The 23,390-nt window shown below is 41.7% G+C and carries 19 protein-coding genes; 11 read left to right on the top strand and 8 right to left on the bottom strand.

The genetic code is table 11. The features are described from left to right. Window positions 1-125: 125 nt before the first annotated feature. Window positions 126-2,654: an endopeptidase La gene (gene lon / locus AOC03_RS09560; protein WP_084785833.1), complete on the bottom strand. Its 2,529-nt coding sequence runs from the start codon at window positions 2,652-2,654 to the stop codon at window positions 126-128. Between the two features lie 297 nt (window positions 2,655-2,951). On the opposite strand from lon, the gene AOC03_RS09565 reads away from it, so the two are divergent. Beyond that, entirely contained in the window at window positions 2,952-4,313 is a 1,362-nt protein-coding gene (locus AOC03_RS09565) for a Na+/H+ antiporter family protein (RefSeq protein ID WP_062535448.1), read from the top strand. Between the two features lie 64 nt (window positions 4,314-4,377). On the opposite strand, the gene AOC03_RS09570 is transcribed toward AOC03_RS09565, so the two are convergent. After that, the gene (locus tag AOC03_RS09570; protein WP_062535450.1) at window positions 4,378-4,614 is read right to left on the bottom strand and encodes a hypothetical protein; all 237 of its coding nucleotides are present in this window, start codon (window positions 4,612-4,614) and stop codon (window positions 4,378-4,380) included. Further along, on the bottom strand, window positions 4,614-5,264 hold the full coding sequence (locus tag AOC03_RS09575) for a 5-formyltetrahydrofolate cyclo-ligase (protein WP_062535453.1): 651 nt from the start codon (window positions 5,262-5,264) through the stop codon (window positions 4,614-4,616). The genes AOC03_RS09570 and AOC03_RS09575 overlap by 1 nt, the downstream gene beginning before the upstream one ends. A 268-nt stretch (window positions 5,265-5,532) precedes the next feature. On the opposite strand from AOC03_RS09575, the gene fumC reads away from it, so the two are divergent. Next, window positions 5,533-6,936 (top strand): class II fumarate hydratase, encoded by a 1,404-nt coding sequence (gene fumC, locus AOC03_RS09580; protein WP_062535455.1) that lies wholly within the window; start codon window positions 5,533-5,535, stop codon window positions 6,934-6,936. A gap of 194 nt (window positions 6,937-7,130) precedes the next feature. Beyond that, the gene (locus AOC03_RS09585; protein WP_062535457.1) at window positions 7,131-7,739 is read left to right on the top strand and encodes a hypothetical protein; all 609 of its coding nucleotides are present in this window, start codon (window positions 7,131-7,133) and stop codon (window positions 7,737-7,739) included. 133 nt (window positions 7,740-7,872) lie between these two features. On the opposite strand, the gene AOC03_RS09590 is transcribed toward AOC03_RS09585, so the two are convergent. From AOC03_RS09590 to AOC03_RS09605, 4 genes are all read right to left on the bottom strand, one after another. Continuing rightward, window positions 7,873-8,694, bottom strand: a complete 822-nt coding sequence (locus tag AOC03_RS09590) for a MipA/OmpV family protein (RefSeq protein WP_062535458.1) — start codon at window positions 8,692-8,694, stop codon at window positions 7,873-7,875. 40 nt (window positions 8,695-8,734) lie between these two features. Beyond that, complete coding sequence (locus AOC03_RS09595) at window positions 8,735-9,619, bottom strand: rhomboid family intramembrane serine protease (RefSeq protein WP_062535460.1); 885 nt, start codon at window positions 9,617-9,619, stop codon at window positions 8,735-8,737. 91 nt (window positions 9,620-9,710) lie between these two features. After that, a complete protein-coding gene (locus tag AOC03_RS09600) occupies window positions 9,711-10,919 on the bottom strand; it encodes an alpha-hydroxy acid oxidase (protein ID WP_062535461.1) in 1,209 nt (402 codons plus the stop codon). Between the two features lie 84 nt (window positions 10,920-11,003). Beyond that, window positions 11,004-11,354, bottom strand: coding sequence for a glutaredoxin family protein (locus tag AOC03_RS09605; RefSeq protein ID WP_062535463.1), 351 nt, complete (start codon window positions 11,352-11,354; stop codon window positions 11,004-11,006). Between the two features lie 340 nt (window positions 11,355-11,694). On the opposite strand from AOC03_RS09605, the gene mtgA reads away from it, so the two are divergent. The 5 genes from mtgA (at window position 11,695) to AOC03_RS09625 (ending at window position 16,714) form a co-directional block, all read left to right on the top strand. Then, window positions 11,695-12,372 carry a monofunctional biosynthetic peptidoglycan transglycosylase gene (gene mtgA, locus AOC03_RS09610; RefSeq protein ID WP_062535465.1) on the top strand — a complete coding sequence of 226 codons (678 nt, stop codon included), beginning with the start codon at window positions 11,695-11,697 and terminating at the stop codon, window positions 12,370-12,372. Window positions 12,373-12,992: 620 nt separating this feature from the next. Continuing rightward, the gene (gene ppk1 / locus AOC03_RS09615; protein ID WP_062536696.1) at window positions 12,993-15,146 is read left to right on the top strand and encodes a polyphosphate kinase 1; all 2,154 of its coding nucleotides are present in this window, start codon (window positions 12,993-12,995) and stop codon (window positions 15,144-15,146) included. A 331-nt stretch (window positions 15,147-15,477) separates the two neighbouring features. Then, complete coding sequence (locus AOC03_RS12795; RefSeq protein ID WP_204247907.1) at window positions 15,478-15,648, top strand: hypothetical protein; 171 nt, start codon at window positions 15,478-15,480, stop codon at window positions 15,646-15,648. 76 nt (window positions 15,649-15,724) lie between these two features. Next, on the top strand, window positions 15,725-15,994 hold the full coding sequence (locus AOC03_RS09620) for a hypothetical protein (RefSeq protein WP_062535467.1): 270 nt from the start codon (window positions 15,725-15,727) through the stop codon (window positions 15,992-15,994). Between the two features lie 201 nt (window positions 15,995-16,195). Further along, window positions 16,196-16,714, top strand: a complete 519-nt coding sequence (locus tag AOC03_RS09625; protein ID WP_062535470.1) for a hypothetical protein — start codon at window positions 16,196-16,198, stop codon at window positions 16,712-16,714. 132 nt (window positions 16,715-16,846) lie between these two features. On the opposite strand, the gene AOC03_RS09630 is transcribed toward AOC03_RS09625, so the two are convergent. Beyond that, the gene (locus AOC03_RS09630; RefSeq protein ID WP_062536698.1) at window positions 16,847-17,515 is read right to left on the bottom strand and encodes a tRNA-(ms[2]io[6]A)-hydroxylase; all 669 of its coding nucleotides are present in this window, start codon (window positions 17,513-17,515) and stop codon (window positions 16,847-16,849) included. Window positions 17,516-18,331: 816 nt separating this feature from the next. On the opposite strand from AOC03_RS09630, the gene AOC03_RS09635 reads away from it, so the two are divergent. The 3 genes from AOC03_RS09635 to AOC03_RS09645 all read left to right on the top strand — a co-directional run bounded on the left by AOC03_RS09635 (window position 18,332) and on the right by AOC03_RS09645 (window position 23,091). Continuing rightward, window positions 18,332-20,530, top strand: a complete 2,199-nt coding sequence (locus tag AOC03_RS09635) for a malate synthase G (RefSeq protein WP_062535472.1) — start codon at window positions 18,332-18,334, stop codon at window positions 20,528-20,530. A 486-nt stretch (window positions 20,531-21,016) separates the two neighbouring features. Next, entirely contained in the window at window positions 21,017-22,084 is a 1,068-nt protein-coding gene (locus AOC03_RS09640) for a porin (protein WP_062535474.1), read from the top strand. A gap of 224 nt (window positions 22,085-22,308) precedes the next feature. After that, window positions 22,309-23,091 carry a hypothetical protein gene (locus AOC03_RS09645; protein ID WP_157049309.1) on the top strand — a complete coding sequence of 261 codons (783 nt, stop codon included), beginning with the start codon at window positions 22,309-22,311 and terminating at the stop codon, window positions 23,089-23,091. The last annotated feature ends 299 nt before the right edge of the window (window positions 23,092-23,390 follow it).

Here is a 23,390-nt window from a genome sequence, read left to right on the forward strand (position 1 = left end):
ATAAACATTTGTCCAAAATATAGCATGATATTTTAATAAGATTGTTGTTTGTTATTGCTAAAAAAAGCCGCCTACATTGCGTAAGCGGCTTTTTGATTGCTAAGGCTAAATTATGGAAGGTTCGATTAATTATGCAGCGCTTGACCTTTGGTTTTATCGACCGTCACTTTGGCAGGTTTAAGCGGTTTTGGCATACTGACCAATGCCACTTTTAAGATTTCATCAATCGTTGCGACAGGCTGAATGGTTAGACCTGCTTTAACGTTATCAGGAATATCAGCTAAGTCACGCTCATTGGTCGCTGGAATCAAGACGTGCTTGATACCGCCGCGATGTGCCGCAAGTAGTTTTTCTTTGAGACCACCAATGCGTAGGATTTTACCACGTAAGGTAATTTCACCAGTCATGGCAATATCAGGACGAATAGCAATACCTGTCAATGCCGATACCAGTGCGGTGGTTAGCGCACCACCTGCTGATGGACCATCTTTTGGTGTCGCACCTTCTGGTAAATGGACGTGGACATCGGTGTTTTTAAAGGTTTCGTAGTCGATACCTAAGCTGTCGCCACGCGCCCGAACCACACTCATTGCAGCACGAATAGATTCTTTCATCACGTCGCCAAGTGAGCCGGTAACGATAAGCTCACCTTTGCCTTTCATTGCAACCGCTTCAATAGTGAGCAGCTCACCGCCAACTTGCGTCCATGCCAGTCCAGTGATACGCCCAATTTCAGGCGTTTCTTCCGCTAGACCATAGTCATATTGATGCACACCAAGGTAGTTATCAATATTGCTATCATCAACCACAATCAGCTGCCGTTCATCTTTTTTCGGTGCGCGCGAGCCATTGGTTTCAACTGCACCGCGAACGACTTTTCGGCAGATTTTATTGACTTCACGTTCGAGATTACGCACGCCAGCTTCACGGGTGTAACTGCGCACAATGCTGTGCAGTGCCGCTTCAACAATCTCAATCTCGCCCTCTTTTAGACCATTATTCTTAATGGCTTTTGGCACGAGATATTTTTTGGCAATACTGACCTTTTCATCTTCGGTATAGCCTGGCAAGCGAATAACTTCCATACGGTCAAGTAGGGCGGCTGGAATGTCCATACTGTTGGCGGTACAGATAAACATGACTTGTGATAAGTCCAAATCCATATCTAAATAATGGTCGTTAAAGTTATGGTTTTGAGACGGGTCAAGCACTTCTAACAATGCAGATGCCGGATCGCCACGGAAGTCTTGCGCCATTTTATCGATTTCATCTAATAAGAATAGCGGATTTTTGACTTCGATTTTTGCTAATGACTGCACGATTTTGCCGGGCATCGCACCGATATACGTACGACGATGTCCACGAATTTCAGCTTCATCTCGGACGCCACCAAGTGCCATACGCACGAATTTACGACCTGTTGCGCGTGCGATTGATTCACCAAGAGAAGTTTTACCGACACCGGGAGGACCGACTAAGCAGAGAATCGGACCACGAAGTTTTTTGACGCGTGATTGTACGGCTAAGTATTCTAAGATGCGGTCTTTCACATCCTGCAAGCCATAATGATCTTCATCCAAGATGGTTTTGGCTTTATCTAAATTGATAGAAACTTTGGTCGTCGCGTTCCATGGTGTGTCTAAAATCCACTCAATATAGGTGCGCACGACTGAAGATTCAGAAGACGCGGGCGGCATCATTTTGAGTTTTTTCATCTCTTGTTCAGCTTTTTTGCGCACATCTTCTGGCAAGTCCGCTTCATCTAAGCGTTGTTCAAGCTCACTAATATCGTCATCACTATCAAATGCGCCGTCATTCATATCTGACAGCTCATTTTTAATGGCTTTCATCTTCTCATTTAAGAAATATTCGCGCTGATTGTCTTCCATTTGCTGACGAACCGCGTCTTGAATGTCTTGCTCGATATTTTGCTCAGCGCTTTGTTTGACCAAATATTCGGTCAAGGTATTGATGTGCGCTTTGAGATCATCTTTTTCTAAAAACGATTGTTTAATATCCAAATCCATCGATACGCGGGTTGAGATAAAATACACCAGCTCAAGCAAATCATCGATACGCTTAGCCACACGCGTTAGCTCGCGAGCATTACGTAAACGCGCATCGGCATAGCCTTCAAATAAACCGGTTAGGGCTTTGATGGTGTTTTTTTGTTGGCTGTCATCCAGTTGCACATCAAGGTCAGCACGCTCAAACTTCGCCATCAACACATCATCATGGTCTTCTAGCGCATCGACGCGCGCGCGGTATTGACCTTCGATAAGCACTTTAATGCAGTTCTCATCGCTATCATGCGGCATGGTACTCACGATGCGACAAACCGTACCGTATTGATAGAGATTATCTTGGTCAATATCTTCGGTAAGTGAGTCTTTTTGCGCCACAACCAAAACTTTATCGCCATACTCGGCTTGGGCTAACTCAACGGCTTTGACCGATGGTGCACGACCTACGAATAGTGCAATTTGCATGTGCGGATAAACGACCACATCACGTAGCGCCAGTAACGGTAAATAGTTTTCAGGCTTATCACTTTCTGTGGTCACAGCAGCATTCTCTTCGACTGTTGACTCATTTTCTGTCTCAACGTCAGTGTTGATGTCAATGTTGTCTTTATCAATATTATAGTCAGTCATATGTTTTATTTCCTTGTTAACCAGACTTGTAAAGTCAAGTTGGCGGTTCATGTTTAAATAATGGTGTCCCCAGAAAAAATTGCAAGGCTCGCCGTTCAAGCGGATAAAAAATAGTGGCAATCATCTTCTTGTTAGTTGGGTTCTGCGCGTAGGTTTTAAAGCCAAAATCAGGTAAAATGGCGCGCGTCTTTATTATGGGCAACACTATTCTAAAAAATTAGCATGCGTGTTTAAGACAGCAAAGTTAGAAAACGGGTTAAAACTAAGTAATAAATCACAGAGTAAAAAGGGATAAATATGACCATCAATGCGGTGCTACTGGCAGTCGTTATCATGCTAGGGCTATCACTGGCGCGGGTACACGTGGTACTCAGCTTACTGATTGGGGCAATTGCTGGCGGCTTAATAGCGGGAATGGGCTTGACCGATACGTTGACTGCGTTTCAAGATGGTATCAAGAATGGCGCACAGATTGCGCTGTCTTATGCGTTACTTGGGGCATTTGCGGTAGCGATTGCGCATTCGGGCTTGCCTCAGTCATTGGCAGGGGCAGTGATCAAGCGTATTGATGCGGGAGGTACAGGCGGCATGATTAAGTATCTGCTGTTTGCTGGCTTGGTGATGATGAGCTGCTTTAGCCAAAACTTAATTCCGATTCATATTGCCTTTATTCCGCTACTCGTACCGCCATTGTTATTGGCATTTAACCGGATGCATATTGATAGACGGCTGATTGCGTGTTTGATTACCTTTGGGTTGGTGACCACCTATATGTTTATCCCTTATGGCTTTGGCGATATTTACCTCAATCAAATCATGCTGAAAAATGTCGGTGAAGCAGGGGTTGATGTCAGTAATATATCAGTCACTAAAGCGATGGCAATTCCAGCACTGGGTATGGTAGTTGGACTATTGACCGCGATATTTATCAGTTATCGCAAGCCACGTCAATATAAGCAATTGGCGATGGATAAAGCAGCACATGATGAGGCGTTGGAAAATGATGCGTTAAGTAAAACCGCTGCTCACGCGCAAGCACAAACTAAGATGAAAACGTTGGTTGCGATAGTGGCAATTGTCACCGCCTTTGTCGTGCAGATGTATACCGACTCATTACTGCTCGGCTCGATGTTTGGTTTTGGCGTGTTTATGGCGACAGGCGTAGTCAAATGGCGTGATGCAGATACGGTCTTTAATGACGGTATCAAGCTAATGGCGATGATTGGCTTTATTATGATTACCGCGCAAGGCTTTGCTGAAGTTATGAAAGCGACCGACCAAATTCAGCCGTTAGTGGATGGGGCGACGGCTATTTTTGGTGGTAATAAAGCGATGGCAGCCTTTGTTATGCTATTACTTGGGTTAATCGTGACGATGGGCATCGGCTCGTCATTCTCGACCATTCCAATTTTGGCAGCGATTTATGTGCCGCTGTGTATCTCACTCGGCTTTTCCCCTTTAGCGACGGTGGCTATTGTCGGTACGGCTGGCGCGCTTGGTGATGCTGGTTCGCCTGCCTCTGATTCTACTTTGGGTCCTACGTCTGGTCTGAACGTTGATGGTCAGCACGACCATATCAAGGACAGTGTGATACCGACCTTTATCCATTACAACATTCCGTTACTGATATTTGGTTGGATTGCAGCGATGGTGCTTTAATACAAATAAAATGTTAAAAAGGCGAGTATAACCATAAAGTATGCTCGCTTTTTTATTCTATAAATTATTTATCAAAGTCCTTAATTTCACCATTCAAACTACTTAAAAACGCATCACTTCGCGCCAATAATTCGTTTAAGCGTTGTTCATTGATTACCTTTGCCAATTCCTCCGTATTAAAAGCCTGTTCTTGACTGTAATACAGCATCTCTGTGACATCGGTTTTCTCTAGCGTTTGCAAATGTTGTTCGACATGCTCGGCGCTAGAGTTAGCGTCTATAGGTTTTTTATTATCCTTCATTAAAACCACCTCAAACCACTTGGTGTAATCAGACCATCTAATGGTACATCCCAAGGCTGCTTTGCCAATTGTTCGACCACTTGAAAATCGTAACACCAGCCAATTTTTAATGGTTTTTTATAGCCCGATTGATAACTCTTGGCAAGTGTGGTGTCATAGTAACCACCGCCCATCCCCACACGATTACCGTGATTATCGACGGCAACTAAGGGACAAATAATAACATCTAATTCCCGCGCCCAAAGCAGCTTACGATGGTGATTTTGCTCCATACCAAGTCGGTGTATGCGTGTGTGTAAATTAACCAAGTGTTGATGATAAATCGGAGAAAAACGCAGCTGTTTATCATGATGACCCAATGAGCCCACCACAGGTAAATAAAGCTGATAACCCAAGCGATGACCCCAGTCTAATAATGGCTGCGTCGGTAGCTCACCAAAGCCGTCGTAATATAAGCCAATTCGTGCACGCGCAGGCAAGCGCTGTTGTAGCTTAGTTAAATGCAAACTTGCGCTATGAGCAAGTTGTTGGCGTTCGCTTGCCGATAACTGGCGACGCTGACGGGTAAACTGGCGTCTGGGCGGATTGCTGATTACGGGTGATTGGGGCTGTGACTGCTCGTCATCACAAGTGGCTATAGTAGCTATCATGTTTTAGTTACCTTTTTTTTAATTTAAGCCATGATTCTAAGGTGTCGAATGCTTTTTCGCTATAAAATGCTTTTTTTTATAAATAATTGGCTTTAGCGATACGGTTCATATTATTATTATTACAAATATGAACTTAAGACCTTGAGCCGACGATAAGATATTTGTGATAAGTCGTGCTATTATATTGTAAATCGCAGTCACGGTCAGTCAGATGAGCCAAGGTTTAGGCTCTTTTTTTTCTCAAAATCAATCATAAAAGAGGACAGTTATGTCGACACAGAATCAGGCAACTCGTACCGAAAAAGATACCATGGGCAACGTGGAAGTTCCGGCAGAAGCCTATTGGGGCGCGCAAACTCAGCGTAGCCGTGAAAACTTTAAGATTGGTGGCGAGACTCTGCCGCGTCCAATGATTGAAGCCATGGCATTAGTCAAAAAAGCCGCGGCAATTACCAATGCCAGTCTTGACCGTATCGATGCAGACAAGCGCGATTTAATCGTCCAAGCAGCAGATGAAGTGATTAATGGCGGCTTAACCGACCAGTTTCCACTTGTTGTTTGGCAAACCGGTTCTGGTACGCAGTCGAACATGAACATGAACGAAGTGCTTGCCAACCGTGCCAACGAAATCGCAGGTAATGCACGCGGTAGCTATCAGCCGATTCACCCAAATGACCATGTAAACCATGCGCAATCGACCAATGACAGCTTCCCAACCGCGATTCGTGTGGCTGCTGCCCGTCAAATTAACAGCTTACTGATCCCCGCTATCAAGGCATTGCGCGCTACTTTAGACAGCAAAGCCAAAGAATTCGATAGTATCGTCAAAATTGGTCGTACCCATTTACAAGATGCCACGCCTTTGACATTAGGTCAAGAATTTAGCGGTTATGTGAGCCAGCTTGATCATTCTTTGGTGCGTATTGATAATGCGTTACAAGGCTTATATGAGTTGCCACTTGGCGGTACAGCGGTTGGTACAGGTCTCAATGCGCATCCTGATTATGCGGTAAAAGCGGCTGAGCAATTGGCGACCTTAACGGATCTACCGTTTGTAACGTCACCAAATAAATTTGAAGCATTGGCCGCTCGTGATGCCGAAGTGTTTGCCTCTGGTGCGCTAAAAACAGTCGCTGCAAGTTTAAATAAAATCGCTAATGATGTGCGTTGGTTGGCATCAGGTCCTCGTTGCGGCTTGGGCGAGTTGACGATTCCTGAAAATGAGCCAGGTTCTTCTATCATGCCAGGTAAAGTGAACCCAACCCAGTCAGAAGCGATGACGATGGTGGTTGCACAAGTGATGGGCAATGATACCGTTATTAACATGGCGGGCGCGTCAGGTAACTTTGAGCTAAACGTCTTTAAACCAGTTATCGCTTATAACTTATTACAATCAATCCAATTATTGGGCGATGCGTGTAATAGCTTCAATGATAATTGTGCGGTTGGTATCGAGCCTGTAAAAGATAAAATCGATGACTTCTTGCATAACTCGTTAATGCTAGTGACTGCTTTGAACCGTCATGTTGGTTATGAAAATGCGGCGAAAATTGCTAAGACGGCTTATAAAGAAAACAAAACTTTGAAGCAAGTTGCGGTTGAACTAGAGCTGTTAACTGAAGCTCAGTTTGATGAATGGGTAACGCCTGCGGATATGGTGCATCCTTCTTAATTTAGACTTTTGTTTTAAGTAATAAAAAGACTTTGTCATGTAATGTGGCAAGGTTTTTTTTGTTTGTTAATTTGAAATTAATATAAGTCTATATATATTCTTGATTTATTTTATGAATCCAATATAAATCATTGTTGATTTATTTTAGATTTTGAATTAAAGTACATAGGTAATCAACTAAGGAGCGTTCCATCATGTCAGATATTAAAAGTAAAATTCTAGAAACCCAAAAAGCAAAGAAAATGAAAAGTGAATTTGTGGCCACTACGGTACGAATTCCAAAAGAACTTCAGTTAGTCATTGAGGATCTTGCAGAATATTTATCAATATCAAAGCAAGATGTTATGCTTGATCTTATTAAAGAAGGGATGAAAGTTGCAGAGGACGCTCTTGCAGAGGATGATATTAACGACAAAATTTCTACAAATTTCCACGTTTTAAATACCAATAAAAGATATGATTCAGGTGCTCAAAAAGAGATGTTAGATAAAGGTATAGTGGCTGCATTTTATGGTAAGTGTAAACGTCAGATTAATAAGATTCAAAAAAATGATACTGTTTTCTTATATGAGAATGGAGTGGGTATTGTGGCTTATGGTAAGGGTTCAGGAGAAACGCTTAAAAAGGACTATGAGGGCGAAACAGACGAATGCCATTACCAAAAATTGATAGATTTTGTTGTATTAGAAACACCATTACCAGCTGCTAAAATTAAGAAAATTCTTGATCGTAATGTTGTTTTTCTACCTGTAAGATCTAGTATGCCTGACGGTCAAAAAGTTTTAGATGCAATAGCTGGTTAAATTGAGTTAAGCACTTATAAAATACAGTTTTCATGATTTTATTTTATGATGTTTACTGTACATCAAAATAAAAAAGACCTTATCACATCACGCGATAAGGTCTTTTTTTTACGCTTTAAAAATCTAAAAAATATTAGAACTTATAAAGCAAACCAAGCGTAGTCGTTGACTCAGTACGCGAGTCCACCATTGGGCTGTCGTATTGCTCATCTGAGAGATAATCTAAAGTTTGACTGGCAAATCCTGCCCATTTATCATTAATATCGTAGTTGGCACTGACGCTAACATAAGGGTTAAAGCTTTGGCTAGGTGAGTAAGCAGCAACGCCTGTGCGCGCAGATTCTTTATTACTGACGCCATAATAATAGTCATTATAGCTTTCGTCATGCCATTCAACGCCCACGCTTGGATAGACGGTTAATTTATCCTTAGTAAATTTGGCAAGGTACGTTAAGCGGGCTAAATTACCATCGTTACGACCTAAAATATCAGTGGCAAACTGTCCACGGAAGCCACCAATTGGCGTACGACGTAGATAGGTTACACCTGCCGCAGCGGAAGCTTTACGTTTATCAAGACCTGATAGCGCACCATTGGCATCATCAGGATCAAATTTACTACCTGCAAGTTGAGCGTAGGCAGACAGCTGATTGGTGCCATCATTAATCAGATAAGCACCTGCTTGTGCGCCGCGAGCGTAGAATTTATTATTATCATAAAACACGCCCGGTAACACGAGCACTTCTGCGCCATCGACGTCATAAGCTGAGTTGTTAATGATTACGTTTGCACCAACACTTAATTCCGCATCTTGGTCAGCAGGCAAGTTTTTAAAAGGCGCAGCATTTGCCATGCCCGCCACACTGAATAAAGCAGTTGCCGTTAAAGCGCATAACAAAGTACGAGTGCTAAGAATAGAGGTAATAGCGTTAGTTAAAGTCGATGCTTTAGACATAGTTGAGTCTCATAAAGGAGTAGGGTGGAATGCCAAAAAATTATTGTCCGGCTGCTAATACTTGTAATATTTGATTATGAATGTCTTGCCACCACCAGATGAAGCTAATAGCAATAAGTAGCATGACCACCCACGGCAACCACTGCCAAAGAACAGTAGGTTTAGTAGTGTCGGCATTATTATAATTGTTATTCTGGCTACTATTAGGATTTATAGTGGGGTAGATATTATTAATCGTACTATCGTTTGAATAGTTAACGTAATCTGTCTGATAAATGGGCGTTACTGCCTGCATCGCAGCGATACGTTGGCGTTGTGAGATGCCGATAGCCAACGCGATAATCATACCCGTGATAGCACCGCCAATATGTCCGGCATTATCAATCCCCGGAACCGCAAAGCCATATACCAAGTTAATGCCCATAATAATGATAAGGCTTTTGAGGTTCAGTACCATGCCATTAACAGATATTTTAAATAATGCTGCTATCAATAAGGCGGCGCCGATACCCATAATACCACCAGACGCGCCAGCGGATAACCCCGGTTGTGACGTTCCCGCTAAAATTCCTTGCCAAGTGAGATGATTGTTGAGGAGGTTACCACCAATGGCGGCAAGTAAAAACAATGCTAAAAATTTGCTAGAGCCAAACATCGGCTCTGCGATTTGACCAAAGAAGTACATCGCAAAGCCATTGAACAATAAATGCATCAAGCCAATATGCAAAAATGCGCTACTGACCAACCGCCACGGGTCATCGCCCATTGTAAACGGCAGCGCATTAGCGCCCCATGTTAGTAGCGCCTCTGTTGACGGATTATTAGCATGCACGCCAGATAGGACTTGGAGGACATACAATCCAATAAAGCAGACCAATAGCACCGTGGTGACAGGTGCCGTTTTTAAGAGTTGTTGGATAGTCATAACGCGCTATATCTATTAAAGGGTACGTGTACAGTATAAAAGATAAGCAGAATATAAACAAAGCTGTCCTCTGTCGGTATTCATTATTTTACTACCAACGCATCGGTGCTATATAAGGCAATGCCGATTTGAGCTGTTCGTAAGTGCCGTTGACTAAGATATCATCACGCACTTGGTTAATATCGGTATGTCCACAAAACGCCATGGTAATGTCACACTCGTTATAAATCAACTCAAGGGCACGGCGGACACCATCTTCGCCATATGCACCAAGACCGTACAAAAAGGCGCGTCCAATCATCGTACCATTCGCGCCTAAAGCCATCGCTTTGAGTACATCTTGACCGGAGCGAATACCACTATCAAGCCATATCTCAATCTGACTGTTTTCAGCGCGTACCGCTTGCACGATATCGCTAAGTGCCGAAATAGAAGAGGGCGCACCATCAAGCTGACGACCACCATGGTTGGATACCACTAAAGCATCGGCACCACTACGCGCCGCTAGTACGGCATCTTCTGGTTCCATAATACCTTTGATAATTAATTTGCCGCCCCACATATCTTTAATGCGCGCCACATCATCCCAGCTGAGAGCAGGGTCAAATTGTTCCGCTGTCCAAGCTGATAGTGATGATAAATCTTCTACATTCTTAGCATGACCAACGATATTACCAAAGGTGCGGCGCTTGGTGCCGAGCATATTCATGCACCATTCAGGCTTAGTCATTAAGTTTAAAATATTGGCAAGTGTTGGTTTTGGTGGCGCGGATAGACCATTTTTAATATCTTTGTGCCGTTGCCCCAATACTTGTAAGTCAGCAGTCAAGATTAGTGCGGAACAATTTGCGGCTTTAGCTCGGCTAATAAGATTTGCCATGAAATCTTGGTCGCGCATCACATATAGCTGAAACCAAAAAGGGGCGCTGGTATGTTCTGCCACATCTTCAATAGAGCAAATACTCATCGTCGATAGTGAAAACGGCACGCCAAATTTTTCTGCTGCTCGTGCCGCATGAATCTCGCCATCTGCCCACATCATTCCGGTAAAGCCAGTAGGTGCAATGGCAACTGGCATTTTTACAGGCGACCCTAACATTTCGGTAGCAAGTGAGCGCCCTTTCATATTGACCAGTACCCGCTGACGGAGCTTAATGCGGTCAAAGTCCGTTTCGTTATTGCGATAAGTGGTCTGTGTCCACGACCCTGAATCGACATAATCATAAAACATACGCGGTATTTTGCGCTGAGCGACTTGGCGTAGGTCTTCAATTTCAGTAATTTTACTCAAATCTTTCATGGGGTTGCCCTTGATAATTAAGTAGAAAGCGGACGCTAGTATAAAGGATACGCTAGCGCCCGCTCAAATACTGTTGACTAATTTTTATAATAAACGCTGCAAGTCCATTACCGAAAATGGATAGTTTAAACGCTGAGTTTTGGTAAGTAGTACCGGAATAGTGGTGGCAAATGTCATCATTAATGGTTCATCGAAATCTGCGATATCAATATGTTGATAAGTAATGGGATAGACCGCCTGAAACTGCGCCAATAATTGCTCTGCTTGCGTACATAAATGACAGCCCGCTGTTCCCAATAACCACCACTCATCTTTATACTCTTTATATTTAGAGCTATTAAGGTTTTCAGAGTTATTAAAGTTTTCTGAATCGTTAAAACTCGGCGCTGCGTTGATAATTTGTGCTCGTAGTTCTTCCACAGAGTTATTATTCATAGCTGTGCTTATGTTTATACTTATGTTTGTACTTAGATTTTTGTCTGGATTCATATCTGACCTCATCTTGACTTCTCACTGTCATCATTATTATTAATAATATTTTTTTAAAGGTTACCGTTTTAAATACTATTCAGAGCGTTCAAAACGTTGGGTTGTAGTGAGGATTTACGTTATTGATATGATAAAGAAAGCAGGCAAATAATGACAGCGATAGTGAGATTAGGTAAGATAGCCTGCTATTTATCACAGTAGCCACACACCGCTATCTAAAGATTGCTAGATGCTACGGTGTTGCGCTCAGATTATTTATTCCTTAAAACACTCGGATAATGCACGCATGACAAGTATGGGTAAGTTCATCAAACGGTTATTATTGGCACTTATACTGCTGATAGTGGCTTTTCATGTGTTGGTCGCGGGATTGCTTTTGATGTGGAAGACACAACCAATTAATAACAGCATGTTTATGCTGACGCACCGATTATCGGGTGGTAGCGTTACCCAGAAATGGGCGAATTATGACGCGATAGCCAAGTCGGCAAAGCAAGCGGCGATTGTCAGTGAAGATTCCAAATTTAGCCAACATAATGGCTTTGACTTAGACGGTATTGAAGCGGCACGTAAAAAGAATGAGGCATCCGGAAGTATGTCGGCAGGCGGTTCGACCATTACCCAACAGCTGGCAAAAAATCTGTTTTTAACCTCGCATCGCTCGTATACCCGTAAAGTTGAAGAAGCCATTATCACTGTCATTATTGAAACCTTATGGGACAAACAGCGCATCTTAACCGCGTATTTAAATGTAGCAGAATTTGGCGAAGGTATTTATGGTATTGATGCTGCTGCACACCATTATTTTAATAAATCAGCTGCCACGCTAAACCGTGATGAATCCGCGTTACTGATTGCGATGCTCCCTAATCCCAAATATTACGGTAAAAACAAGGGTGATAAACGTTTGCGCAATAAGCAGCGCATTATCCAAAGACGCATGAATAATGCCATCTTGCCATAAGTGTTCCACTGTTTATTAAAGTTATTTTCATTTAATGAACGACAAATAAGGCAGTTAGGTCTAATATAGATGGAAATTTCAATAATCTACTGCTAAAAAGTAATGTTTTGCAAAAATTGCTAGTGTAAAGATTAGTAGTACCGTAACAATAATAGGGGAGAAGTTGCATGACCAACGCAAATAATGAGCATAGTGAAAGTATTAACAATAACCATTCTGAAAAAGACAGTATTGAAAAAAAAGGTAACATTACCGAGAGCAGTAATATTCAAGAACAGCCGCCGCAAGTTGTCGCAACGCAAAATACCGATACGCAAACTGATAACAGTAGCATTGTTAATCCTACTCAAGAAACTAAAAATAGCAATAATCCAGCTCAGCTCACTGCAAAGCCACTCACTGCAAAGCCACTCACTGTACTGACAACCCCTGAAAAACCCAAAACTGTCAGAAAACCAAGAGCGTCCACTGCCAAGCCTACAACGACAGCTAGAAAGCCAAGAGCATCAACATCAAAAGTATCAACAGCAAAAGTATCAGCAAAAACGCCCACAACCGCATTAGTCAAAGTAGCAACAAAAGCCATGCCAAAAACATCAGCGCTTATACCGTCAAAGCCAATGGCAATCAAAACAAACCATATCTCAGCCGCAGCGACCGCTCTTACCCAGATTGGCTGGCAGCGTTCAGAAGATGGCACATACTCTCCGAACAGCTATATTAATCGCGACTTATCCTTATTACAGTTTCATCTGCGTGTCTTAGCGCAAGCAGCCAGTTCGCGTCATCCATTACTTGAACGTTTATTCTTTTTAATCATTTTTTCATCGAATATGGATGAGTTTTTTGAAATCCGCGTTGCTGGCATCATGCAAAAGCTGAATCTTGGTAATGTTGCTGATAGTCCGCATGGTATGAGCCCAAGTGAGGTTCTCGACGAGATATCAAACATCACGCACAAAGCGATTGCGGAACAATATCGTATTCTGAACGAAGATATTTTGCCAGCATTAGCAGAACAAGACATTCGTTATCTGAAACGTGATGAGCTGAATGCCGCACAGTCAGCGTGGATGAAGCGTTACTTTATTGAGCAAGTGTCACCAGTACTAACGCCGATCAGTATCGACCCTGCGCATCCGTTCCCACGATTGGTGAATAAGAGCCTGAACTTTATCGCCACCCTAGAAGGCAAAGATGCCTTTGGTCGCGATATTAATTTGGCAATCGTTCCTGCACCGCGCAGCTTACCGCGTGTGATTCGCCTACCTGACGAGCTCACTGGTGGCAAAGAACACCATGTTATGCTTTCAGCCGTCATTCATGAGCATATCGGTGAGTTATTCCCGGGCATGAACGTAACGGGCTGTCATCAATTTAGATTGACCCGTAATGCAGATTTAGATTTAGCTGATGATGTTGATGATATTGCTAAGGCGCTTGAGGGTGAGCTTGAAAATCGTCGCTTTGGTGATAAAGTACGCCTTGAAGTGACGACTGATTGCCCAACGCCAATCAGCGATTATTTACTCAATGAGTTTGAGCTTAATAGTAGACAATTATACCGCGTCAATGGACCAGTCAATTTAACACGGTTATTATTTGACTTTAATCTGCCAGAGTTGCGTTATCAGCCTTTTACCCGCATTGTACCCAAACCATTTCGTCGTGATATCGATAAGCTAGATAAAACCACCAGCATGTTCGCTGCTATGCGTAAAGCTGATGTGCTCGTGCATCATCCTTTTGACTCGTTTACGCCTGTGGTTAACTTATTATGGCAAGCGGCAAATGACCCCAAAGTCTTAGCCATTAAGCAAACCTTATACCGCTCTGGTACCAACTCTGAAATCGTTAAAGCACTGGCTGTAGCGGCACGTAATGGTAAAGAAGTCACCGCTGTTATTGAACTGCGTGCGCGCTTTGATGAAGCGTCTAATATTGCCGTTGCCAACTATTTACAAGAAGCCGGCGCAGTCGTCGTATATGGTATTGTTGGCTACAAAACCCACGCCAAACTCATGCTCATCGTCCGCCGAGAAGATGACCGCATCCGCCGTTATGTGCATTTGGGTACAGGTAACTATCACGCCGCAAATGCGAAAGTCTATACCGATTACGGCTTATTCACGGCTGACCCAGATATCTCAGAAGATGTGCATAAAATCTTCCAAGAGCTGACCGGCATGGGTAAGCCGGCTAACCTCAAAAAGCTGCTGCACGCGCCATTTACCCTACACGATAAGCTTATCAGCTTTATTGACGATGAAATTGCCCATGCGAAAGCAGGCAAGCGCGCTCATATTATTATTAAGGTCAATGCGCTGACTGAGCGTCGCCTAATTGATAAGCTGTATGACGCCTCGCAAGCAGGGGTCAAAATTGAACTCATTTTACGTTCTATGTGTTGTTTGCGCCCACAAGTGCAAGGCTTGTCTGAAAATATCACGGTACGCTCAGTCATTGGGCGCTTTTTAGAGCATACGCGCGTTTATTACTTCTACAATAAGGGTAATGAGCGCATGTATTGTTCTAGCGCCGACTGGATGGATCGTAACCTGTTCCATCGCGTAGAAGTGGCATTCCCGATTGAAGATAAAGGCTTGTTTAAACAAATCTATCATGATGGCATGCTGAACTATCTAAAAGACAATACCCAATCGTGGGCGTTGGATGGCAAAGGTGATTGGCAGCAAAATCAACCGGCAGAAAACGAGCCCGTCCATATTGCTCAAGACTACCTATTAAAAGTCATCAACCGAGTTGGCGAATAAAAATAGCGTGATATATCTAAGCCAGTAGACAAAGCCAATAAACGCTCATCTCGATATTTTTACTAAAGTTTTTAATAAAATTTCTAATAACTGTTTTAAAAATAAAAGCCACGCTCAGATTCCAATCTGAGCGTGGCTTTTTTTATATGGGACATACGCTACAGTTACAAACTATGTTCGAACCTCACACATACTCACATATTGATACCGCAGTACACTGGTTCACCCCTCAACGATATACCTATAATCGAAGTTAAATAAGCTAAAGTCATATTAATTAAGCTATTAAAAGTACTAATAATAAAAGTGACTAATAATAAAGGAAAGCATAATGAGTACCACCAATAACGATACGTCAGACATTAAAAAAGCTGCTGATAATGCAGATGTTCAGCAAATTGAACAAAACTTGCAGTATAACAAACAAGCTGATGCACCCGAACCATTAACTGACGCGCAAAAGACACCATTTATTGATGAAGACGTTCGTACTGATAAATAATAGTTATATAACCGTCATATAAGCTTTCACCTTATCTATTCAGTTTTTATTCTATATATACATATACGAGGAATTAATGATGACCATGCAGCCAGAAATTAATAAAAAAACTGTTAATAATGAAGAAGCCGTAATCGTTAATGACCCTGCCGCTCTCGCACCAGATAACCCCAAAGACAGTTATGAGGGTCGCAAATACGATCCAGATATCAAAGGTCCACAGCAAAAATCTCAGGAAACCGATGAGATATACGCTGATCCTCGTAAAGAAGAAAATCTGCCCGATGGCGGCAAAAATGTTGGTGAATTAAATGCTTTCGACTTGAGCCGAAAAGGCAATGAATAATTAAAAGTGAATTATTAAAACAGTAGGAAGATAGGGATAGTAGCCAGACAGCAAGGTGCAATTAAACCCTTAAAATTTTTATAGTTCTGAGTCGTAAAGACAAATTCTGTCTGATACGGACAACAGCAGTTTTAGTGATAATTTAGATTCTAATGGTAGTAAGTTAATACTTTTAATGACACTATTTTTAAGGACACTATTATGCAAACTAAAGATCCGGCATTGACTAAAACCCGTATTGTTGACAGCAATACTCATCCTTTAGAGCACAACCATGATTCAGAGCATCATATTGTAGAGCATGACGATCACATAGATCATGATAATCACAAGGGTACAGAAACTTTTCAAGAAACGGTGATAGGCGCTAGATATGTTAGTGATGATCCTGATCATGAAGAGCATAGCCATGCAGGCATTCATCATAATCATTATAATGTGATGTCTACCGATAGTGATATTGAAGGCCATGCTCCTATCCATAAAGGTACGGAGACTCTCCGAGAAACGGTAGTCGGTTCAAAATATCTTGATGATGGTCACAATCTTGCTCATCAGACCGATCACCGTGACCAAAAAGGTAATCCATTTGATGACAATATTAATGAGCATACCGTCAGTAGTAATGCGCCAAAAAGTGAAGAGATAAACGATATGAATCGTTATGCCACTATTGATAATGCCCAACGGCGGGTTTTAAACCCTGATGAGAAAGATTAAAAGTAAATAACAGCTATAAAGAGCTATAAAGGTAATTAGTAGATATAAATAATCAGCAATACCATCTGCTATATAACTTATATTAGCGATGGTATTGCTTTTTTACGGCTGTTATATGGTTCATAGATAGAGTTAAGCGGGCACACCACTATGAAAACGAAGCTCACTATCAGGACTGGTTATCAGTTCAGATTCTACTTCTTTAAAGAAGGCAACGCGTTCATCAATATTATCCTCAGACAAGGATTGTGCTAGCATCAAATAATCCTCGAAATGACGACTTTCAGATTTTAATAAATAGCGATAGTATTTTGCCAAGCGTGGCTCATCAATCTCCGCTGCCAACGCCGCAAAGCGTTCACAAGAGCGCGCTTCAATAAACGCACCAATAATCAACACATCGACCATGGCAGCAGGCTCATGGGTGCGCTTATGTTTTAGCATACCTTTGGCGTAGCGCCCCGCACTTAGATACTTCCACTCTTGTCCGCGCTCGTTCATGATACCCAGTACTTGCTCATAGTGCAGCATCTCCTCACGAATTAACTGCGCAAGCTTACGCTGCAAATCATAAGAAAATTCATAGCGAAATATCAGATTCATTGCCGTACCTGCGGCTTTTTTTTCGCAGTTGGCATGGTCTTGGATAATTAATGGCAAATTATTAAGTGCGGCATTGACCCATGCTTGTGAGGTTCTGCTTCCTAAGAATGCATAGATAGGCGTGAGATCAACTTTTATGGGTGTCCGTAGCTGAGTAATGTCGACACTGTCTTCTGGTTGCGCATTTATTTCCAGCATACTGGTTTGATGGGTACTCATAATCTCAAAAGCCTATATTAAAAATCATTATGTAAATAATTGATCCTATCACTATTGATTGAAACGGCTACGTTGCTTATCTGAGTAAACAATAGGGTCGATTGAACAATAGGTTCAATTAAACAAGAGCGTCAATAAGGATAGGGTGGAATACTTGAGTGAAAATTACCCTATTTATAATGTTTAATTATAAATAGGGATTGTAACGATTACTTACAGTTTATCTTTACTCGTTAGTCATCTTGTAAAGTAAGCAATATTATACTGCCAAAGGCAGATAGCCTCTAGGGTATCATTATTATAAAACTTCATTATTTATTTTGTGAATGGTCTTTCCTTGTTTATTTTCTTATATGATAGTACGATACATTTTGTTTTTGAGACATTTTGTCTTACTATTGATTGGTATTAGCCCTTATTGATTAAATAAGTGTTAAATTTCAAGTGACAGTTAATGCCCTGCATCGCCATGTATTACTCATTATGTTTTGACAACAGGATAAGAGTGGCGTGAAGATAGCGATTTGTATTCTGTTATATGACTAAAGTGATAGCAGAGTGATATGTGTATTTGCTATAGGGCGTCATATAGGCATTTGTTTAAGAATTTTTTCAAATATCGCCAGTATGCCAATGACTATCAATTTCTGACTAGCCTTTGTTATATAAAATGTGCATACAGAATGTAAGTGTAATTTCTCATTAATTTTAGCTTGATATAAGCGTTCATTAGTTTAGATAGCCGACATAATAAACTAACATCAATACCCCTCCCGAACCGATAAGGACACCACTATGAGCCAGGCTTCTCACGCTAATCGTATCCAAAAAGGCATTCTTGCTATCGATCCATTGATGTATGACTTTATTGAAAATGAAGTCCTGCCAACGGTCGGCGTCGATTCGGAGAGTTATTGGGCGGGTTTTGAGAAGGTCGTCAAGGAATTAACACCACGCAATAAGGCGCTACTGGCAACTCGTGCTGAACTACAAGCCAAGATTGATCAGTGGCATCTAGACCATCCTGCCAAAAACGGTGAAATTGATTATCCTGTTTATAAGCAGTTCTTAAAAGATATCGGTTATTTGCTAGCAGAAGGTGATGAATTTTCGGTGACTACTGAAAATGTCGATAAAGAAATTACGGATATTGCAGGACCGCAGCTTGTCGTACCGGTAAAGAATGCTCGCTATGCGCTAAATGCCACGAACGCACGTTGGGGCAGTCTGTATGATGCGCTGTATGGTACGGATGTTATTAGTGAAGACAATGGTCAAGAGACCACACGCGCTTATAATCCAAAACGCGGTGCAGCAGTTGTCGCCTATGCTAAAAATTTCTTAGATGAACATTTTACGCTAGCCACAGGTTCTTATAATGATGTGACTGGTTTTGCCGTGATTGACGGTAAACTTGTTCTGACTCAAGGCAGTAGCACTACCACGCTACAAGATCCTAGCAAGCTTGTTGGTTATGTTGGCGAAGCAAATAGCCTAACCGGTATCTTGTTAAAGAATAATAATTTGCACGTTGAGATTCAGATTGATGCCAACAATCCTATTGGTAAAGACGATCCTGCATTTATTAAAGACGTGTTGCTTGAGTCTGCTATCAGTGTGATTCAGGATTGTGAAGATTCCGTTGCGGCGGTCGATGCTGATGGTAAAGTTGCCGTGTATCGCAACTGGCTTGGTCTTATGAATGGCAATTTGGCAGAAAGCTTCGAAAAAGATGGCAAAGTACAAACTCGTAAACAAAATCCAGATCGAGAATATACGACACCAGAGGGCGGTCAACTAATCTTGCCAGGTCGTGCATTATTGCTGATTCGTAACGTGGGTCATTTGATGCAAAATCCGTCTATCCTCGTTGACTTAGGGGATGGTCAAGAAGAGGTTTTTGAAGGCATTATGGATGCCTTAATCACGCCACTCATGTCCTTAAACGACATCAAAGGTAAGACTAAGTTATCAAACTCGCGTACCGGATCTATGTATATCGTTAAGCCAAAAATGCATAGTCCTGATGAAGTTAAATTTGCTAATGATTTATTTGCCGCATCCGAAGATATTTTAGATATACCGCGTTATACCCTTAAGATGGGCATTATGGATGAAGAACGCCGGATGACGGTGAATCTAAAAGAAGCCATTCGCCAAGCCAAAGAGCGCGTTATCTTTATTAACACCGGATTTTTAGATCGTACCGGTGATGAGATGCACACCAGTATGAATGCAGGACCATTCGTACGTAAAATTAAAATGAAAGAGCAAGTATGGCTACCGGCTTATGAACAGTGGAACGTAGACATTGGATTAGAGACGGGTTTGCAAGGTCATGCGCAAATTGGTAAAGGCATGTGGGCGCGTCCTGATGACATGAAAGAGATGATGGAGCAAAAAATTGCCCATCCACAAGCAGGTGCTAATACAGCATGGGTACCGTCACCAACGGGTGCGACCCTGCATAGTATTCATTATCATATGGTCAATGTCGCTGAAGTCCAAAGTAGCTTAAAATCACGTAAACGCGCCAACATAGATGATATCTTGACCATTCCATTGGCTAAAGACACTGCGTGGACTATCGAAGAGGCACAAACAGAGCTTGAAAATAATGCGCAAGGTATCTTAGGTTATGTCGTACGCTGGGTAGACCAAGGCATTGGTTGCTCAAAAGTACCTGACGTTCATGATGTGGGTCTGATGGAAGATAGGGCGACTTTGCGTATCTCAAGTCAGCATATAGCCAACTGGCTGCTACATGGTATCGTCACTGAAGAACAGGTCATGGAAGTCATGAAACGCATGGCAAAAGTCGTCGATGAGCAAAATGCCAATGATCCTTGCTATAAGCCAATGGCGCCCAATTTTGAACACTCTATCGCTTTTAAAGCGTCTTGTGATTTGATCTTCAAAGGTCGTGAGCAGCCAAGTGGCTATACTGAGCCTCTACTACACCACGCCCGTCGCGCGTTAAAAGGCAGCTTATAAGTTGGGCTAGCACCTGATTTTGGTATCTTAATTTCTAGCGCGTTTCATCATTTTGGAAGGCGCTTAGCACCACTATTTGCTCGCGTGAGTAGGGGTGTTTTTTTGTGGATTTTTTATGGTAAAGAGCATATCGGTAGATGATTATTATTCGTATTTTTACAAAAATATCTGAAGTATAACGCTAAAAAAAATGTTGCAAATTATGTCAAAGTTGTTATGCTTGTAACCGAAGTATGAGTTTGGTAACGTATGTTACACAGTAAAGCGCTAAGAGCTTAAGTTTACATAATAGTTACATTAGTAGTATGAGTTATGTAAGTTAAAGTTTTTTCATCTTACGGTAATAGAACTTCGCCACACTTGTTTCTGACTCATTGCGGTAGCCAGTTACACATTATATCTTTGAGGATTTGTGACGATACCATTTGGGGTTCTGGCTTAAATGACAGCGCCCCATTACTAAAATTGTAAAGTGGAGATATCCCCATGAAAAAATTACTTCTAGCTTCAGCAATAGCTGCTCTATCTGTATCTGCAGCCAACGCAGCACCAACTGTTTACGGTAAAGCATTTTTAGCTGCTGACTACGTCAATGCTGACTTTGACTCATCTACTTTGGCTGCCAGTAATGTCAGTGAAGATACGCTAGAAATCAACTCTCATTCTTCACGTATTGGCTTCAAAGGCTCTGAAGCGATGACGGCTAATACCGATGTTATTTATCGTTTAGAGTATGGCACAAGTATTGACGGTGATAAGGCTACTTTCTCTAACCGTGATACGTATCTTGGTTTGGCTAACAAGCAGTTCGGTGAGTTCCGTGTTGGTAAAAACCAATCTAGCCTAGACAGAATTAACAACGTTGTTGTGAACGAAGGCTATTGGGATAACATGGGTAATAACTCCATGGAAAGCCAAACTGTTAATGCATTGAATATGGCTGACAGTAAGCGTATCAACAGCTCAGTGATCTGGACTGCACCAAAATACCAAAACTTGCCATTAGAGCTTTCTGCAATGTACAGCTCTGACGATCAAAACAGTAATGATAATGCAGGCTTTGGTGTTGCATTGATGTTTGATCAAGGTACAGGCTACACTGCTGGTTTGGCTTATGATAAAGACCAAAATATTAACGGTGATATCATTCGCGGTACCGCTACTGTTGATTTAGGCAGATATGTAGCAGCTCCTGTAACCTTAGGTGCGCTATATCAAGTAGCTGATTATGATGATCGTAATAATTCTGCTAAAGAGAAAGGTCTAGTAGTTAGCGCTAATATGGGTCTATCAAACTTTGCTCATCCAGCGTCTATCTATGCTCAGTACAACAACACTAAAAACCTAAATGGTTTCGACGATGCTAAATCTAATCAAATCGTTGTTGGTGGCAAATATAAGTTTAAAGACAACATTATTGCTCATGCCTATGCTGGTGTAAATAAAGCGGATAATATCGGTCTTACTTATGTAGATGTAGATGATAAAAAGACTCTTGTTAACGGCGATGCTAAAGTTGTGGTCGTTGGTACTGGTCTAGAATACAAATTCTAAACGGCTTGTAAGTTACTTGCTTGACATACAGTAAGCATATAAAAAAAGACCTATCAAAATTGATAGGTCTTTTTTTGTGTCTCTTTACATTTTCTTAACGACTTTGGTGTCATTATATTAGAGCTAAGATAAGGTGGTTTTTTAGTATAAAAACTGCTTATAAGGGAAATAAATTTATTACTTAGAATTATGACGTCAAAATAATAAATGAGAGAGGTCTAAAAATGGACAAACACATTTCAGATGATTACATGGATAATGTCAAGCAAGCATTAGTAAAAGTACCCGAGGTCACCTTATTATTTTGGATCATTAAAGTGGCTGCGACTACTTTAGGCGAAACGGCTGGTGATTCTCTATCCATGTCGCTTAACTTGGGATATATCGTCAGTACCGCAATATTCGCGGTCATATTTGCCGTCGCAGTGGCGACACAAATCAAAGAAAAAGGGTTTAATAAGTGGCTTTATTGGCTGACGATTATTGCTACGACTACGCTAGGGACAACGATTGCAGATTTTGTTGATCGATCATTAGGTATTGGCTATGCAGGTGGGTCAGCATTATTATTCGCCATGTTGATACTATGTTTATTCGTTTGGCGCAAAACGATGGGCAGTATCAGCGTTGATAGTATTGTCTCACCCAAGGCGGAAATATTTTACTGGACAACGATTATGTTTTCGCAAACGTTGGGTACAGCACTTGGAGATTGGGTAGCCGATACGAAAGGCATGGGGTATACCATGAGCGCCATTATATTTGGTAGCTTATTAGCGATCATCGCAGCGGCACATTTTTGGACTAATATTTCGAAAACTATATTATTTTGGGCAGCGTTCATTCTCACTAGACCATTAGGCGCAGTGTTAGGGGATTTTTTAGATAAACCTGTTGATCATGGCGGGCTTGCATTGAGCCGATTTGGTGCATCAGCGGCATTGCTCGTGTTTATAGTTGTCTGTTTATTGGTGTTTAAGCAAAGAGCCAGTGCTAAGTCTCATTAGAGGTAAAGCGGTTTAGAATATAATTTAGCTATATAAAGCAATAGCCCACAGACAGTGAGCTATTGCTTTATTAGTTTGCAGCCACGTATCTTTATTTTTCGTTCTTAATATCATATCTCATTCAATAACGGCGGCAAGCGTGCTCTTTTACTGGTGTACAAGCGCGTGGTTATTATTTAATGAATATGTTGCAAATTATGTCAAAGTTGTTATTCTTGTCGCCGAAGTACAGTTTTGGCAATGATTGTTACGCTTGAACGCTTTAAAGTCGTAAATTTATATGATCGTTATATTTATAG

Origin of the sequence: Psychrobacter urativorans (assembly GCF_001298525.1) — a bacterium.
In the GTDB taxonomy this organism is placed as follows: Bacteria; Pseudomonadota; Gammaproteobacteria; order Pseudomonadales; family Moraxellaceae; genus Psychrobacter; species Psychrobacter urativorans_A.